This window comes from Colwellia sp. BRX8-9, from assembly GCF_014077245.1.
Classification (GTDB): Bacteria; Pseudomonadota; Gammaproteobacteria; order Enterobacterales; family Alteromonadaceae; genus Colwellia_A.
The window spans coordinates 236,472-254,214 of record NZ_JACGVN010000003.1; the positions used below are offsets into that span (position 1 = coordinate 236,472).

At 38.3% G+C, this 17,743-nt stretch carries 15 protein-coding genes and 4 tRNA genes; 4 read left to right on the forward strand and 15 right to left on the reverse strand.

Annotated features, from left to right (window positions below):
* Positions 1 to 41: 41 nt before the first annotated feature.
* Together H4J70_RS04030 and H4J70_RS04035 are read left to right on the forward strand one after the other, a co-directional pair.
* Entirely contained in the window at positions 42 to 872 is an 831-nt protein-coding gene (locus H4J70_RS04030; RefSeq protein ID WP_182214865.1) for an SDR family oxidoreductase, read from the forward strand.
* A 69-nt stretch (positions 873 to 941) separates the two neighbouring features.
* On the forward strand, positions 942 to 1,466 hold the full coding sequence (locus H4J70_RS04035) for a VF530 family DNA-binding protein (protein ID WP_182230126.1): 525 nt from the start codon (positions 942 to 944) through the stop codon (positions 1,464 to 1,466).
* A gap of 39 nt (positions 1,467 to 1,505) precedes the next feature.
* Here H4J70_RS04035 and H4J70_RS04040 read toward each other — a convergent pair whose 3' ends face one another.
* From H4J70_RS04040 to H4J70_RS04105, 14 genes are all read right to left on the reverse strand, one after another.
* Positions 1,506 to 2,267, reverse strand: coding sequence for a type 1 glutamine amidotransferase domain-containing protein (locus H4J70_RS04040; protein WP_182230127.1), 762 nt, complete (start codon positions 2,265 to 2,267; stop codon positions 1,506 to 1,508).
* A gap of 22 nt (positions 2,268 to 2,289) precedes the next feature.
* Entirely contained in the window at positions 2,290 to 3,126 is an 837-nt protein-coding gene (locus H4J70_RS04045; RefSeq protein ID WP_182250663.1) for a class I SAM-dependent methyltransferase, read from the reverse strand.
* Positions 3,127 to 3,261: 135 nt separating this feature from the next.
* A complete protein-coding gene (gene glpK, locus H4J70_RS04050) occupies positions 3,262 to 4,740 on the reverse strand; it encodes a glycerol kinase GlpK (protein WP_182250664.1) in 1,479 nt (492 codons plus the stop codon).
* A 436-nt stretch (positions 4,741 to 5,176) separates the two neighbouring features.
* On the reverse strand, positions 5,177 to 5,728 hold the full coding sequence (locus H4J70_RS04055) for a methyltransferase domain-containing protein (protein WP_220467853.1): 552 nt from the start codon (positions 5,726 to 5,728) through the stop codon (positions 5,177 to 5,179).
* 133 nt (positions 5,729 to 5,861) lie between these two features.
* Positions 5,862 to 7,775 carry a SurA N-terminal domain-containing protein gene (locus H4J70_RS04060; RefSeq protein WP_182221628.1) on the reverse strand — a complete coding sequence of 638 codons (1,914 nt, stop codon included), beginning with the start codon at positions 7,773 to 7,775 and terminating at the stop codon, positions 5,862 to 5,864.
* A gap of 196 nt (positions 7,776 to 7,971) precedes the next feature.
* The gene (hupB, locus tag H4J70_RS04065) at positions 7,972 to 8,247 is read right to left on the reverse strand and encodes a nucleoid-associated protein HU-beta (RefSeq protein ID WP_070374161.1); all 276 of its coding nucleotides are present in this window, start codon (positions 8,245 to 8,247) and stop codon (positions 7,972 to 7,974) included.
* A 291-nt stretch (positions 8,248 to 8,538) separates the two neighbouring features.
* Complete coding sequence (gene lon, locus H4J70_RS04070) at positions 8,539 to 10,887, reverse strand: endopeptidase La (RefSeq protein WP_070374162.1); 2,349 nt, start codon at positions 10,885 to 10,887, stop codon at positions 8,539 to 8,541.
* Between the two features lie 158 nt (positions 10,888 to 11,045).
* Positions 11,046 to 12,323, reverse strand: a complete 1,278-nt coding sequence (clpX, locus tag H4J70_RS04075; RefSeq protein WP_070374163.1) for an ATP-dependent protease ATP-binding subunit ClpX — start codon at positions 12,321 to 12,323, stop codon at positions 11,046 to 11,048.
* An 80-nt stretch (positions 12,324 to 12,403) separates the two neighbouring features.
* Positions 12,404 to 13,012 carry an ATP-dependent Clp endopeptidase proteolytic subunit ClpP gene (gene clpP / locus H4J70_RS04080; RefSeq protein ID WP_182214969.1) on the reverse strand — a complete coding sequence of 203 codons (609 nt, stop codon included), beginning with the start codon at positions 13,010 to 13,012 and terminating at the stop codon, positions 12,404 to 12,406.
* Positions 13,013 to 13,241: 229 nt separating this feature from the next.
* Positions 13,242 to 14,549: a trigger factor gene (tig, locus tag H4J70_RS04085; RefSeq protein WP_070374164.1), complete on the reverse strand. Its 1,308-nt coding sequence runs from the start codon at positions 14,547 to 14,549 to the stop codon at positions 13,242 to 13,244.
* Between the two features lie 462 nt (positions 14,550 to 15,011).
* Positions 15,012 to 15,088, reverse strand: a tRNA-Pro gene (locus H4J70_RS04090).
* A gap of 58 nt (positions 15,089 to 15,146) precedes the next feature.
* Positions 15,147 to 15,222: transfer RNA gene (locus tag H4J70_RS04095), tRNA-His, on the reverse strand.
* Positions 15,223 to 15,239: 17 nt separating this feature from the next.
* Positions 15,240 to 15,316, reverse strand: a tRNA-Arg gene (locus H4J70_RS04100).
* 48 nt (positions 15,317 to 15,364) lie between these two features.
* Positions 15,365 to 15,441: transfer RNA gene (locus H4J70_RS04105), tRNA-Pro, on the reverse strand.
* A gap of 353 nt (positions 15,442 to 15,794) precedes the next feature.
* Here H4J70_RS04105 and folD point away from each other — a divergent pair.
* Both folD and H4J70_RS04115 read left to right on the forward strand, forming a co-directional pair.
* Positions 15,795 to 16,646 (forward strand): bifunctional methylenetetrahydrofolate dehydrogenase/methenyltetrahydrofolate cyclohydrolase FolD, encoded by an 852-nt coding sequence (gene folD, locus H4J70_RS04110; RefSeq protein ID WP_182214853.1) that lies wholly within the window; start codon positions 15,795 to 15,797, stop codon positions 16,644 to 16,646.
* Positions 16,647 to 16,678: 32 nt separating this feature from the next.
* Positions 16,679 to 17,167 (forward strand): glutathione peroxidase, encoded by a 489-nt coding sequence (locus H4J70_RS04115; protein WP_182214852.1) that lies wholly within the window; start codon positions 16,679 to 16,681, stop codon positions 17,165 to 17,167.
* Between the two features lie 41 nt (positions 17,168 to 17,208).
* On the opposite strand, the gene H4J70_RS04120 is transcribed toward H4J70_RS04115, so the two are convergent.
* Entirely contained in the window at positions 17,209 to 17,739 is a 531-nt protein-coding gene (locus tag H4J70_RS04120) for a redoxin domain-containing protein (RefSeq protein WP_182174330.1), read from the reverse strand.
* Positions 17,740 to 17,743: the final 4 nt, after the last annotated feature.

A 17,743-nucleotide genomic window follows, 5' to 3' on the forward strand; every position in this document is an offset into this window, starting at 1 on the left:
AAATAAAACAAATAAAAACAAATGAAACTGGAAGCATAAAGATGGAACATTATTTTCAAGGTAAAACAGTCGTTATTACCGGTGCATCTGCAGGTGTTGGTGCAGAAACTGCCCGAGCCTTTGCCAAATTGAAAGCTAATTTGGTTTTGTTAGCGAGAGGACAACAAGCACTCGACGAGATTGAAAAAGAACTTAGTGTTGAAACTTCGGTGTTAACCATCAAGATGGATGTCGCTAATTCAGCTGATTGCCAAAAAATGCTAGAGAGTGCTCAAGAGAAATTTGGCAGTATTCATTATCTTATTAATAATGCTGGCTATCATCAACGCGGTAATGTTGAAGATAATACCGCTGAACAATTAGCAAAAATGGTCGATGTAAATTTACGTGCGCCAATAGCACTGTCGGCATTAATTTTACCTTATATACGCAGCAGTATAACTAATGGTGGCTTTGGCGGCATCGTTAATGTTGGCTCTTTAGCTGGTCGAACACCATTACAGGGCGCTGCAACCTATTGCGCAACTAAGTCTGGGCTGCGTGCATTTACCTATGCCCTTGCTGATGAATTAAGCGGTTCGGGGATTAGTATTGGTTTGGTTTCTCCGGGGCCAATCAATACTGGCTTTATTATGTCTGAAATAGATGAAGTAGAAGATATTGTATTTTCTCAACCGATGAGCAGTCCACAGCAAGTCACTGAGGCAATAATCCGCGTAGCTAAAGGTGAGCAAATCGAGATTACATTACCTCGTTCGAGCGGTTGGTTAACTACTGTTTCTTATCTATTTCCTTCACTAAGACGCTTTCTAAGACCGGCACTTTATAAAAAAGGTCGAAAAGCAAAAGAGCGTTATCGAAACAAAAAATAATAAAGGCAAGTACATTGTCCGCATATCCGTATATAATATGGCTATAACTGTTTAGTAAAAAAGAATCTCATGACGCTAGAAGACGAACAACTCAATAATCCCTTGCACGGGCTTAAATTAGATACACTTTTAAATGAAGTGTATGATCATTATGGTTGGGAAATTCTAGCGGAATATACCAATATTAATTGTTTTAAAAACAAGCCTAGTATTGAATCTAGCTTAAAGTTTTTGCGTAAGACCGAGTGGGCACGTGAAAAAATGGAACGTTTTTATTTATATCAATTTAAGAACTTGCCTAAAGCTGATGATGAACAATATGAAATTCCACCGCGTCTGCGAGTGATACCCGCACGCCAGAAACCTAAAGACCCTGCCGTACTCATTTTAGGACAAGCCCCTATCCCTACAATCAGATCATCCAATTTTTCTGATAACAAACCTTCATCACAAGGTCGAGATAGCAGAAGTAATAGCAGTAAGGGTAGCTATAAAGATAAAAGTGAACAGGGCTTTGCTCGTCGTACAGAAAAACCTGAACGCTCAAAGCCAGCTAGTGCATCTTCAAATCCTTACTCTGATTCTCCTAAGTAACATCAATATAAGCATTCAAGTGACAGATTTACTACAGGGTTAATCTGTCAACATATCAATAAATCTCAAACTAAAATTATAAATATCTCCAGGCCATCGCGCCGATAAGTAGTTTCTATCTTTAACGATAAAGCCACGTGACAAGTGCTGTAAATCATCACGAGCTAATGGCAAACTGCCATTAACAAACTGAGTTTTACTGGCAAGTGCTGCCACTAATTCATCTTCTGTGGTTGTTTCTGGATACGTTAAATAATAATCATCTAACCAAAGTCGAGTTAATTGGAAAGCCATAAGCTCTTGACGCTTTAATAGCCCGGTACATTGATAATTATAGATGACCGATTTTTGACTTTTGGGATCAATACTTCTCGCTGGAATTAATACGCCATGACAAACAGCCGCGACGGGTTTATTTTCATTAAAAAAATCAACCACCAATCTTTGTAATACCTCTGACTCTAAATATTCTTTTACCCCTTTGTCATGCCCACCCGGTAATAATAATCCATCGAAGTCACTGGCTTTCACATCGGTGTAAAATAAAGGCTTATTAAATTCAGCTGATTGTTCCAGTTGACGATAGGCATTTATGGCATCTTGTCTAGCCTGTAATAAGGGTTTGAGCAAGCCCAAACCTTTTCCAGTCAGCATAATATCGTCAGCCGTCGCGACCTTGCCATCAGGTGTTATAAAGGTCATTTCAACCTGCTGTTCTTTTAGCAATAACCAAGGAATAGCGACTTCTGAAGGATCGCAACCATAGCGCGGTAGCGGGATCAGTACTTTTTTGTTATGCATCTTTATTGACCCTATTTAAGATTTATTTGTTAGCCTGTTCTTGTTGCAGGAAATAAGTCCATTGCTGCTCGTAGGCAGACATTTGCTGATGTTTCTTAGTGGCTAAATGCATTTGCTTGTCGTGCTCTGTGGCGAAAGCGCCTGTATGACAAGCTAAGCATTTTTTATCTTCAGGCACCCTACTTTTACGGTTATAGGTAATATAGTCGTCGCTGTTAGCATCAAACATCGCCTTACAGTTTTCTAGAGGCGCTTGGCTGTATATATAAGTTGTACCTTGAGTTGATTTAACATGTTTATCTCTGTTTACATTCCTGACTTTATAATCTGGAAATTTAGTAATATCAAAGAAAAAACGACCAATATAGTTGATATCGGTATCAGTGATTAATGCTTTTTCAATATTCCATTGCAGATAAGGTTTAACATTCTTTGAAGTGATCAACGCAAGTTTTGCACCGTTTTCATCAAGAAAGTATTGAAAGCAGTTCAACAGATATTTTCTCAGTAAAGCTCTGTTTAAGGTATTAACACTTAATTGCTGGCACTGAGCTTGAAAAGCTTGTTCAGAAGGAAAAGCGGGTAATAATGGAAATTGAAAGATCACCAAATCAAATGATTTTTCAGCTAACGTCCCCCAAGTATTTTCATCAGTGACGTCAAAATCAGTGATGACTTGGCAATTGTCCTGCTGTAACTGCTGATAATAAACATCACCGTACTTTTCCTGTAAACAAGCCATGCTGTCATAGATGGTTGCTGTCAGCTGCTGGGGTTGATGATGTTTAAGTAAAGATGCAGAAAAAGATAAGTCGCCATCGCCAACCGTTAAAACACGCCATTTAGGATCAATATGCATAATGAGATTTATAGAATAATAAAATTAGCATTGTATACCCGTTAACGCGTAAAGTGCAGAATTTCAGTGCTAATTAAAGTGACAATAACAATCGCCAGCTTTTGTCTAAATTGATAACTACTCGCAATTAAGGTACTAGCTTTGTACTTTACTTACGGCATTTTGCCACTGTGCATAAAGACGATTTTTTTTCTGCTCGCTGATTTGTGGCGTAAAACTTTTTTCACAGCGCCACAAGGTTGATAATTGATCAACAGAAGAAAAAACGCCTGCTTGTAAGCCGGTTAAATAAGCAACGCCTAACGCTGTGGTTTCAACGATATCAGGGCGTTCAACCGTTATCGATAACATATCGCTGATAAAATTAAGCAGCCAGTTATTTTCCGCCATACCGCCGTCTACTTTTAAAAATGAGAGCGCTAAGCCATCTTTTGCCATAGCATTTTGTAAATCTTTGCTTTGAAAAGCAACCGACTGCAAAGCAGCAGAAATTATTTCATTTCGACCTGAGTCACGACTAAGGCCTGAAATGACAGCGCGAGCATTAGGATCCCAATACGGGGCACCCAAGCCTGTAAATGCTGGGACTAAAAAAACACCATGCTCAACAACCGTATTTTCAGCAATTTTTTCACTGTCACTTGCTTTATCAATGATCTTTAATTGATCTCTTAGCCATTGAATAGTTGCCCCTGCCATAAAAATACTGCCTTCAATAGCATAAGTAACGTCACCGTTTAAACGATAGGCAATAGTTGTCAGTAGGCGATTAGTTGACTTTAAAGCTTTATTGCCGGTATTTAGCATTAAAAATGCGCCTGTACCATAAGTACATTTCGCCATGCCCTCAGTAAAACAAGCTTGACCAAATAAAGCCGCCTGTTGATCGCCAGCCATCGCTAAAATGGGGATTTCACCATTAAATAAAGATGATTGCGTGACACCAAATTCAGCGGCGCAGTCCATCACGTCAGGCAACATACTTTTGGGTATTGAAAATAAAGCCAGTAATTCATCATCCCAACATTGTTGGTGAATATTAAATAACATAGTGCGAGAAGCATTAGTTGCATCGGTTTTATGAGATTTCGCCGCCGTTAATTGCCACAATAAAAAAGTATCAACAGTGCCAAAAAGTAACTGACCTGCGTCTGCTTTTTCTCTTGCACCTGGTACATTATCCAATAACCAATTAATTTTGGTCGCAGAGAAGTACGCATCTAAAATTAAACCCGTTTTATCCATAATGCTATTTTTGATGTCTTGACAATCAATTGAATCACAAAAAAAAGCAGTACGTCTATCTTGCCAAACAATCGCATTGTAAATAACATCGCCAGTATTTTTATCCCATACGAGGGTCGTTTCTCGCTGGTTTGTTATGCCAATACCTAAGATATCGCTAGCACTCAACTGATTTTCATCTAGCACTTTTTGACAGGTACTTAAGACACTCTGCCATAGTTCGTTGGGGTTGTGTTCGACCCAACCATCTTGAGGAAAATATTGCGGAAACTCTTGTTGGGCACTCGCGTAACGTTCACCTTGGGTGGTGAACAATATCGCTCGTGAACTTGTTGTGCCCTGGTCTATCGATAAAAGATACTTTGCCATAAAAAAAGCCGTCTCCGCTGAATGAATAAAGTTAAGCAGGTTAAACAGATCATGCCACAACTTGCTTGTTGAGCAATTATAAAGGTTTTATCGCCACAACTTGCGTTATTGCTTGGCTATTATTACCCGCGTCTGAAATTGTTATCGCTTAAACATATCGATAAAAGATACTTTGCGGTAAAACAAAACAGTCTCCGCTGAATGAATAAAGTTAAGCAGGTTAAACAGATCATGCCACAACTTGCTTGTTGAGCAATTATAAAGGTTTTCTCGCCACGACTTGCGCTATGGCTTGGCTATTATTACCCACGTCTGAAATTGTTATCGCTTAAACATATCGATAAAAGATACTTTGCGATAAAACAAAACAGTCTCCGCTGAATGAATAAAGTTAAGCAGGTTAAACAGATCATGCCACAACTTACTTGTTAAGTAATTATAAAGGTTTTCTCGCCACGACTTGCGCTATGGCTTGGCTATGATTTCCCGTATCTGAAATTATTGTCCCTTCAAAAGAATGAATAATTTGCCAACCAGCAAAATGCTCAAGTAATTCTCCTTTTTTTAATAAAAAATCAGGATTTTTGGGGCGACCAAGAACCGCTTGTCCTAAGGTGAACGTTTCATAAATAACGAGACCATTAGGAACTACTGCCGCTTTAATCTGCTCGATAAGTGGTCGATGTAAGTAGCGAAAAACCATTACGGCACTATAACTATTTTCAACTAATGGCTGAGAAAACCTTTGTTCAAAGTCAATAAGCCAAAAGGTGGCTAATGTTGATTGATATTTATCTGCATCATGACTTATTGCTTGCTGAACATTCGCTAATGACTGCGTGTTAATATCAGCAAAAGTCACCGCTAAATTTTTCTCTAGGCAAAACAAACCATTCCTGCCATTGCCACAAGCTAGATCTAAGATGGGTAATGAATTTTCATGAGGGTTAAGTTCAGGTAAATACTTTTCTAGCAAGGAGGAATGCATAATTTTAACTTTTTGACTTTTTACTATGAGTAATAAAAAAGGCTGCAATCAATTTGCAGCCTTCATTTAATTCAATACTCATCATTAATAAGTATCGTTATTTAATCGCTTGATGACTGAGTCACTTAGCTACTTAAAACTGAGATACTGGCGCCGCTATTGCTTTACGGGTGATCTCAGCATTAACTTTTAATGCTTCAACAAAGCTTTGGTAAGCAGATTGTGCAAGTTGTTGCGTTTGTTGTTGTGCCATTCTTGGGTCAAGTGCTTTTTCAACATTACTCGCTATAACAGCTTGAACTTCTAATAAGGCTAAATCACCGTTATTTAATGTTACCGTCGTTGCTGAAATCTGACCTTCACTTGGATGAGGTAATTTAAAAGCCTCACGACTTAAGCTAGGCGCAATATCACTACCTGAGCGTGTAACATCAGCTTTTTCAATGAACACGGCGTTAATCGCTGTTAACTGCTCGCTAATATCATTACCTGCTTTAAATGAAACAAGTAAAGAGTCAGCTGTTGTTTGTGCTAGCTCTGTTGCTTTCTCGCTAATCAAAGTATCACGAATTTGTACAGTAACTTCAGTAAGTGGCTTAACTTCTGCTGGTTGGTACTCTTCTAAACGAATAACAATCGCTAAAGTATCGCTAACTTCAATAATGTCTGAGTTTAAGTTCTCTTGAAGGACTAAATCAGAGAAAGCAGCTTCGATTGCTTTAGGGCTATCAAATGGCGCTACATTGCCAAATTTACTTAACCAGTCTGTCGTCATTATTTTTGAGTTAACGGCTTCAGCAGCTTCGTCTAAACTATCAGGAGCTTCAAAACTTAATCGTGCCATTTCCTGTTGTAAATCAAAAAACTTATCTTGTGCTTTTGATTGACTTACTTTTGCTTGCAGTTCTACTTCTACATCAGCAAAAGCCTGAACTTGTTCAGCTTTTAGGTCGGTTAATTTAATGATATGAAAACCAAAGTCACTTTCGACAACATCACTTACGCTATTAATCTCGGTTAACGCGAAGGCGCCTTCGTCAAACGCATCGCCCATGGCACCACGTTCAATCCATTCTAAATCACCACCATTTTCACCGCTAAAAGTATCGTCTGAACTTTCTTTGGCTAAAGTAGCAAAATCTTCACCGGCATTAACACGGGCTAATAAAGCTTCTGCCGTTACTTTTGCCACAACTTCATCATCACCAAACTCAATTAAAATATGAGCGACACGACGCTGTTCGTCTTGACGATAGCTGGCAATATTCTCTTGGTAGTATGCTTTAACATCAGCATCACTGACTTCAATTGTTTTTGCAATATCGTTAACATCAAGTGCGATGTAGTTAAGTTTTACTTTTTCTTCGTTTTCAAAACGGCCTTGATTAGCTAAGTAGTACTGATTGATTTCATCGTCAGTTAACTCAATACCGGCTTTAAACTGTTCAGCATTAATGGTCGCATAGCGGACGTTACGCTTTTGGTTTTGTAAAGCGCTTACCCGTTTTTCTTGGTATGGCAAGTTGAACTCGCTGGCAACAAGTGCTTGTGTTAATTGACGACGAGTCATTTGAACACGTAAGTAATCACGAAAATCTGAAGATTGATAAAAACCGGCTTGGTTAATCATCGCTAAATAACGATTATTATCAAAAACACCATCGACCTGAAATTCAGTCATCGTGCGAATAGTTTGCTTAATACGTTCATCAGAAGCGCGAATAGACATATCAACTGTACTTTGATCAATCAGCTTTTCATTGATTAGGTTATCTAAAATACCGTTACGAAAGTTAGCCATATAATTTTCATCTGCTGATAATGTTTCGAACATATCACCAAATTGTTGTGCCATACGATTACGTTGCGCTTGATAAGCTTTATTAAAAGCATCTTGTGATATTTTTTCACCGTTAACGTCAGCGACAGATGTGTCTACTGAGTTGGTATAAGTACCAATTCCCGCTAAAGCAAAAGTTAAAATAACTAAACCTAGGATTGATTTTGCAATCCAGCCCTGTGAACCTTCTCGAATATTTTCTAACATCTTTTTCTCTATTTATTACGACAGATATATCTTTGTTCAGGATTCTATCAGAAGCATCACTGACCTTGAAGTAGCAGACGAAGATTTAATTATTTTATAGTGATATAAATGAAGCTATTTATGGGATATGTAAAATAAAAAAAGCCTTCGTTTAAAAAGGCTTTTCTGATTTATCTACAAAAATTGAAGCAGATAATTATGGATTAACTGAATCTTTTAATGCTTTACCAGCTTTAAATGCTGGGATTTTAGCTGCAGCGATTTGAATAGTTGCACCCGTCTGTGGGTTGCGGCCAGTGCGCGCAGCACGGTCACGTACTGAGAAAGTACCAAAACCAACTAGAGCAACTTGCTCACCATTTTTCAATTCGTCTGTAACAGCTTCAATAAATGAATCTAACGCACGACCAGCAGCAGCTTTAGAGATGTCTGCACCAGCAGCGATTTTTTCGATTAGTTGAGATTTGTTCACAAGTATTCCCCTTCAATTGTTATTATTCAGTGCCATCATTTGTTTTAGCGTCCTGCGGAAACTTTTATATTGAGCTTCTTTTGAACATCAAGCACTGTGTTTAAGAAAATAAAATTTATTATTTATTTTTATCTTAACCAAACCCTAATCCTATGTATGGATAGGGGTCTAGCGTTATCAGCGACATTAACTTAACACAGTTTCAGTGTTTGAAAAGCAAAAATCACTGTTTTTTGTTAATTTTTTGCAATTTTTTCTTTTATTTACTAAAAAAACAGCAATTTTTACAAATTAGTTGCCTAATTTGAATTTTTCTACTGGATGCTCTAAGGCAATATCTAATACCTCTTCTATCCATTTTACCGGATGAATAACCAAATCACCTTTAACATTGTCAGGAATTTCTTCCAAATCACGCTCATTATCTTTTGGAATAATGACTGTTTTAATACCACCACGATGCGCAGCCAAGAGTTTTTCTTTTAAGCCGCCAATAGGAAGTACTTCACCTCGTAACGTAATTTCACCTGTCATAGCAACATCTGCTCTGACCGGATTACCGGTTAAGCTAGAAACTAATGCCGTACACATACCAACACCGGCGCTTGGCCCATCTTTTGGTGTAGCACCTTCAGGGACATGGACATGGATATCACGTTTTTCATGAAAATCAGCATTAATACGAAATTTATCGGCTCGACTACGTACAACCGTCATCGCTGCTTGTATCGATTCCTGCATCACGTCACCTAATGAACCGGTGTAAGTCAGTTTACCTTTACCTGGAACCGAAGCTGTTTCTATAGTTAATAACTCACCACCTACAGATGTCCACGCTAAACCAGTCACTTGACCTATTCTATTTTCACTATCCGCTTTACCATAATCAAAACGTTGTACACCCAAAAATTCAGATAAGTTATCTTGATTAATAGTGACTTTTTTAATGGTTTTATCTAATAAAATCGCTTTTACCGCTTTACGACAAAGTTTTGATATCTCTCGCTCTAAGCCACGTACCCCAGCTTCTCTTGTGTAGTAGCGAATGATGCCCATAATAGCGCTGTCTTCAATTGAAATTTCTTTCTCTTTTAGACCATTACGACCAACTTGCTTATCGAGTAAGTGATTCTTGGCAATATTAAGCTTCTCATCTTCGGTATAACCCGACAAACGAATAACTTCCATGCGATCCAATAAAGGTCCAGGGATATCCATACTATTAGAAGTAGCAACAAACATCACATCGGATAAATCGTAATCAACTTCCAAATAATGGTCGTTAAACGTCGTGTTTTGCTCAGGATCAAGCACTTCCAGTAAAGCAGAGGCAGGATCGCCACGCATATCAGACGCCATTTTATCTATTTCATCTAATAAAAATAGTGGATTCTTAACCCCAACTTTAGCAATTTTTTGAATCAACTTACCTGGCAAAGAACCAATATATGTGCGGCGATGGCCTCGAATTTCAGCTTCATCACGCACACCACCTAGTGCCATACGCACGTATTTACGTCCGGTTGACTTAGCAATAGATTGTCCTAAAGACGTTTTACCAACCCCTGGAGGGCCAACTAAACAAAGAATAGGTCCTTTTAGCTGGCTAACACGTTGCTGCACCGCTAAATACTCTAAAATACGTTCTTTAACTTTATCTAAACCGTAATGATCTTTATCTAAAATATCTTGAGCAAGTTTTAAGTTACGCTTTAACTTACTACGCTTCTTCCAAGGTACACTGATCATCCAGTCGATGTATGAGCGAACCACGGTTGCTTCTGCCGACATCGGTGACATCATTTTTAATTTACGTACTTCGGCTAAAGTCTTTTCTTTAGCTTCTTCGGGCATTTGCGCATCTTCAATTTGCTTTTCAAGCTGCTCAACTTCGTTTGAACCTTCTTCGTCATCGCCTAATTCTTTTTGAATGGCTTTCATTTGCTCATTCAAATAGTATTCGCGCTGACTTTTTTCCATTTGTTTTTTAACACGGGTACGAATTTTCTTTTCAACTTGCAATAAGTCAATTTCGCCTTCCATCAGTGCCATTAAATATTCTAGACGTTGAGCAACATTCTCTATTTCTAGTACTTTTTGTTTTTCAGCTAACTTTAATGGCATATGTGCAGCCATCGTATCCGCTAATTGTTCTGCATCATCAATACCTGAAACTGAAGTTAACACTTCAGGTGGTATTTTTTTATTGAGTTTGACATAACCTTCAAACTGAGAAATAGCCGAACGAACCAAGACTTCACAATCGTCTTCGTTAACGGTTTCTACGTCAAGAAACTCAATATCGGCAGTGAAGTATTCTTGTGTTTCAACAAATTGAGTTATACGCGCTCTACGCGCTCCTTCAACTAACACTTTCACCGTGCCGTCAGGTAATTTCAACATTTGTAAAATTGTGGCAATCGTACCCGCACGATAAACATCATCGGCTGTAGGGTCGTCAACTGCGGCATCTTTTTGTGCAACAAGAAAAACCTGCTTGTCATTTTCCATCGCGATATCTAAACAGCGAATAGATTTTTCGCGACCTACAAATAATGGGATCACCATTTGGGGATAAACAACAACGTCGCGCAAGGCTAGAACAGGAATTTCATTGATACCAGATAACTCTTCGGTCATAGGTTACTCTCTCGAAAATCAGTAGGGAAAAAATTGTAGTTAAAAAGTATATGGGGATTTTAGTAAAGCTTTCAACGGATAGACAAAAAAAAAGAGCTAAATGATCAATGTCATCTAACTCTTTTTATCGAAACACCTAAAATTTTAGCAATGAACGGCTACTCGCTCGCTACTTTTTCCTGTGGTGTATCGTAAATAATAATCGGTTTTGACTCACCTTTTATTACTGTTTCATCGACCACAACTTTTATCGCATCATTCATTGATGGCAATTCGTACATGGTATCAAGTAAGACGCTTTCAACGATTGAGCGTAAACCACGCGCGCCCGTTTTACGCACCATTGCTTTGTGTGCAATAGCAATTAATGCATCTTCTCTGAACTCTAATTCAACGTTTTCCATGTCGAACAATGCACCAAACTGTTTAGTTAGCGCATTTTTAGGCTCTTGCAATATTTGGATTAATGCGTCTTCATCAAGTTCTGTCAATGTTGCTACAACAGGCAAGCGACCAATAAATTCAGGAATTAAACCATACTTAATCAGATCTTCTGGCTCAACATCTTGCAAGTGTTGGGTTAGCGTTTTCTTGCTATCTTTGCCACGAACTTCTGCGCCAAAACCTATACCTGCACCAGTATGTGAACGTTGCTCAACAACTTTATCTAAACCGGCAAATGCACCACCACAGATAAATAAGATTTTTGAGGTATCAACCTGCAAAAACTCTTGTTGAGGATGTTTACGCCCACCTTGTGGTGGAACTGAAGCAATAGTGCCTTCAATAAGCTTTAACAATGCTTGCTGAACACCTTCACCTGATACATCACGCGTGATTGATGGATTATCTGATTTACGTGAAATCTTATCAATTTCATCGATGTAAACAATACCACGCTGGGCTTTTTCAACATCGTAATCACATTTTTGTAAAAGCTTTTGAATGATGTTTTCAACATCTTCACCAACATAACCTGCTTCAGTTAATGTCGTTGCGTCGGCCATAGTAAACGGCACATCAAGTAAACGCGCTAAGGTTTCAGCCAGTAATGTTTTACCACTACCCGTTGGGCCAATAAGTAAAATATTACTTTTACTTAACTCTATACCATTGTGAGAGTCACCATTGCGTAAACGTTTGTAGTGATTATAAACCGCTACTGCTAATACTTTTTTCGCGTGATCTTGACCAATAACGTAGTCGTCTAAACTTTCACGGATCTCTATCGGTGTAGGTAAGCTTTCTTTTTCTTCTTTCGGGGAAATTTCTTTTATTTCTTCACGAATAATATCGTTGCACAGTTCAACACACTCATCACAAACAAATACTGACGGACCAGCAATAAGTTTACGAACTTCATGTTGGCTCTTGCCACAAAACGAACAATACAAAAGCTTGCCGTTATCACCGTCACCATTTTTAATATCGGTCATACGGAACCTCAATTTGTTTAATTTCTAATACAGATACTGTTAAGTATTTCATAAATTATCTAGATCACAAAGTTGTGAAATTATTTATCTAATCGTTCTGTTAATATGGAGTCAACTAATCCATATTCAACCGCACTTTCTGCACTTAGGAAGTTGTCACGGTCGGTGTCATGAGAAACTTTCTCTAATGACTGACCTGTATGCTCGGCCATTAAACTGTTCAATTTAGTTTTAATATAAAGAATTTCTTTCGCATGAATTTCAAAGTCAGATGCTTGACCTTGGAAACCACCAAGTGGCTGATGAATCATCACACGGGCATTGGGTAGACAGTAACGTTTACCTTTTTCACCGCCTGACAATAAGAATGCGCCCATGCTAGCCGCCTGACCAATACATACTGTACTAATGTTTGGCTTAATAAACTTCATCGTATCGTAAATAGCCATACCTGCAGTTACCGAACCGCCAGGTGAATTAATATATAAGTATATATCTTTATCAGGACTTTCAGACTCAAGGAATAATAACTGAGCAACAATCAAATTAGCCATGTGATCTTCAACTTGACCACACAAGAAAATAACACGCTCTTTTAAAAGTCTTGAATAAATATCGAACGAGCGCTCACCCTTAGGTGTTTGCTCAATAACCATTGGCACTAAAGCACTATCGATAGTGCTGGTGATTTTCTGAGAATTATTTTGAGAAGTAAACAACTAAAATTTCCTTTCTATATAAAAAATGGCTCGTATGTCCCCATACCAGCCATTTAAGCGATTGCTTGACATAATGTCAATCTAAAAGGTCTACCAATTCACATTTGTTTCACTAAAGTGCGACAAATTTAAGCAAATGGCAGCAACTTAGCCGATTAAGTTTCTTTGCTCAGTGGCAAGAATCCTAAGAGACTCAGTCTTATTTACCTTCTGGATTCATTATATCTTTAAAGCTTGCTTTCTTTTTATTAACTTTTGCGCTTTCAAGTAACAATTCAACAGCTTGCTCTTCTAATGCAACATTCTGCATTTGTTGGTTAAGCTCTTTGTTTGTTGCGTAGTACTCGATAACTTCTTTTGGATCTTCGTAAGCTGATGCGGCTGATGCAATTAATTCGTTAACTTTGTTTTCATCAACTTTTAATTCATTAACTTTGATCACTTCACCTAGTAACAAACCAACTTTAACACGGCGTTTAGCTTGCTCTTCAAACATATCAGCTGGAAGCTCTGGCATGTTATTAGGATCCATTTGACCCGCAAAACGTTGCATTGCTTGCTTACGTAAAACGTCAATTTCTTGAGCGATTAACGCTTTAGGAATTTCAACATCGTTAGCAGCTAATAAGCCTTCGATTACTTGCTCTTTAACTTTAGCTTTAACCGCTTGGGTTAACTCACGAGTCATGTTAGTGCTTACTTCAGTGCGTAATGCTTCTACGCCACCTTCTTGAACACCAAACAATTTAGCAAAATCTTCATCGATTGTTGGTAATACTGGACCTTCAGTTTTATGAAGAACGATATCAAACTCTGCTTCTTTGCCTTTTAGGTTTTCAGCATGGTAATCATCAGGGAAAGTCACTTTAATTGTTTTTTCATCGCCAGCTTTCATGCCAGTAATTTCTTTTTCAAAACCTGGGATCATGCGACCAGCGCCTAATTCAAGTTCGAAATCTTTAGCTTCGCCGCCTTCAAAAACTTCACCGTCAACACGGCCAGTAAAATCTAAAACAAGTTTGTCACCGGCTTTAGTTTTACGCTTGTTTTCTTTCCACGTTTTATGTTGATTCTGTAATGTAATAAACATTTCATCTAAATCAGCATCTGTAACTTCAACGTCAGGACGTTCAACGTTAATTGAATCTAAGCCCGTTAAAGCAACATCAGGGTAAACTTCAAAAGTAGCTTCGAATTCTAGCGCTTTGCCGTCTTCATTGCTTTTAGCAATAAAACTTGGACGACCAGCTGGATTCATTTTTTCTGCAACGATTGCATCAACAAAGTTACGTTGCATTAATTCGCCAGCAACTTCTTGACGAACTGATTGACCGTAACGCTTTTGGATAACAGTCGCAGGAACTTTACCTGGACGGAAACCATTAATTCGCTGGGTTTTTGATATGTGACGAAGACGGTTTTTAACTTCTACATCTACTGATTCTGCAGGAACAGAAATAGTTAACTTACGTTCCAAACCTTGTGTAGTCTCTACTGAAACTTGCATTTTAATACCTCAAAACTTAGCGTTTTAGTAACGCTTTCAATAACACAACTACTTCACAGCTTAATTAGCCAAAGAGTGTGACGTTTGTAGCCCTATAACCAACGCTACAGAAGCCCGAAAAATCAGAGTAAATACCAACACTAATAAATAGTTCCTCGCTCAGCGAGGTTTAAAAGGCATGATATAGACCTAGATTTTAAAATAATGACGCGAAATTATAGCGATGCTTGATATAAGAGTCGACCCTTTAATGACGTTATTTTTGACTTATTTTTTAAATGGGTGATAAAACGAGTAAAAACAGTGTGTGCTGACTTCATTTAAATGTAATAAATTAAATTTAAAGTGCATAAAGATTGGTGTAACTGGTAGTTAAAGAGTTGTTCTAGATTAAATTTATGATTTGTAAATAGAAGTGTATAACGGGAGATGACAAAGATAAAAGGCATATAAAATAAGAAGTGGTCGGTGATGCAAGATTCGAACTTGCGACCCCTTGGACCCAAACCAAGTGCGCTACCAAGCTGCGCTAATCACCGACATTTTCTACTTAACCTACTTTACTACAATATTTTATCACCATCTCTTGAGAAAAAATGGGGTGGCTAAAGGGACTTGAACCCTCGACAACCGGAATCACAATCCGGGGCTCTACCAACTGAGCTATAGCCACCATTGTAAAATACTGTTTGGTACGCCCTGCAGGATTCGAACCTGCGACCCACGCCTTAGAAGGGCGTTGCTCTATCCAGCTGAGCTAAGGGCGCACATTACCTACAGGCCAAATTTTTAGTTATTAAAAATAATTAAAAAAGTGGTCGGTGATGCAAGATTCGAACTTGCGACCCCTTGGACCCAAACCAAGTGCGCTACCAAGCTGCGCTAATCACCGATATGTACTGCGTTTAAAAGAACTAAAAATATGCCCCTTTCAACGGATGCGGATATTACCTAGTTGCCTGAGTCCCGTCAAACCTTTTTTATAAAAAAATAACCGTTTGCTCACTTTTAAAACAAGCCGCTTGATAATCAGCACTTATTGCCTATAAATATAGCAACTCTTCAATTATCAATAAATTCAGTTTTTGGCATACTTGATAAGCGTATATTTTATTTTTAAATCTTCATTTGACGATATATTACCGAATAAAAGACCATTTATAAGAACAGTAGCTATAACAGTCCAGGTTTTTATGCGAAAATAGTGTCGTTTTTCATCATTTAACTAAGTTAATAGAAACTATCATGACAGCAACTCTTATAGACGGTAAATATATTGCTCAGCAGCTTAGGCTCTCAGTAAAAGAAAAAGTAGCAGTACGCGTTAAAAATGGCTTACGACCTCCCGGGCTAGCCGTGATATTAGTCGGCTCAGATCCTGCTTCACAAGTTTATGTTGGTAGTAAGCGTAAAGCATGTGAAGAAGTTGGTTTTCTTTCTCGCTCATATGATCTGCCCCCAACAACCACTCAAGCTGAATTATTTACTTTAATTGATGAATTAAATAATGACGAAAATATTGATGGTATTCTTGTTCAGCTCCCTTTACCAAAAGGTTTAGATGCTAATTTAATTATCGAGCATATTAACCCTTTAAAAGATGTTGATGGCTTCCACCCATTCAACGTCGGCAAACTAGCACTTCGTCAACCAGGATTGCGCCCCTGTACACCTAAGGGCATTATCAAGCTGATAGAGACTACCGGTATAGACCCACATGGTTTAGAAGCGGTTATAGTCGGTGCTTCAAATATTGTTGGTCGTCCAATGACATTAGAACTATTACTGGCCGGTTGCACAGTAACCACCACGCATAGATTCACTAAAAATCTTGAAGATAAAATACGTAACGCTGATTTACTTGTTGTGGCCGTAGGAAAACCTGAGTTCATTCCTGGAGAATGGATTAAGGCTGGCGCTATTGTTATTGATGTGGGGATTAACCGTTTGGCCAATGGCAAACTTGTTGGTGATGTAGGTTTTGATATAGCTCAAACGAAAGCCGCTTATATTACGCCCGTACCTGGCGGCGTAGGCCCAATGACAGTAGCAAGTTTAATCGAGAACACTTTGATAGCTTGTGAAGAATTTCACTAAATTTTAAGCCGCTTAATATAAAGGAATAACCAATGTCTGACGCTATTTATCAGTTTAATGCGCTGAACAATAAAAAAGAAACCGTTGAGTTGAAAGACTACCAAGGTAAGGTAATGCTTATTGTAAATACGGCAAGTGCCTGCGGATTTACGCCTCAGTATGAAGGTTTACAATCACTTTACAGTGAGTATCAAACACAAGGTTTAGCGGTTTTAGCTTTTCCTTGTAATCAGTTTAAGCAACAAGAAAAAGGCAGTAATGAGGAAATACAGCAGTTTTGTGATCTAACGTTTAATATCAAATTCCCATTATTTGATAAAATTGACGTCAATGGCGACAACACTCACCCTCTTTTTACCTTTTTAAAGGCACAAGCACCTGGAATACTAGGTTCTAAGAGCATCAAGTGGAATTTCACTAAGTTTTTAGTGAACAAGAAAGGCCAAGTAGTTAAACGCTATGCGCCAACCACTAAACCGACTAGCATTAAAGCGGATATAGAAAAGTTACTCGCTGAGTAACTTATAATAAGCAGCCAAAAGTGTTGGCTGCTCTTATTATCTTATTGAGCTTTTGCTACTTTTAACATTTCAAGGTTACTGGCAATATCTTCTGCCGCTGTTCTTGGCGAAATATCATCATCTATTTTCAAGATTTTACCTTCTTTAGAAATATAAAATGTCACACGACTAGCAACCTGCATCATATTCAACACATCGTAGGCTTTTGCAGTCGCTTTTGTCGGGTCGCTTAACATCGGAAAGTCTGCGCCGGTTTTCTTAGCAAAATCTCTGTTGTCATCTAATGGGTCAACACTGGCCATAACGTAACTTGCATTATACGCTCTGATCAAATGCCCTTTCTCAACCAATGACTTACATTCAATGGTACAACCACGCGTGTTAGCCATTGGATACCAAGCTAAAACAACCGCTTGCTTACCTTGGTAGTCACTAAGTTGGTAATAATCACCATTGGTGGCTTGCAATTTAAAATCTGGTGCTTGCTCTCCCACTTTTAAATCAGAGGCTAACAAGCTAAAGCTCGTCATTAATGCTAAAAATGTACAAACTACTTTTGATGTTCTTTTCATCAGA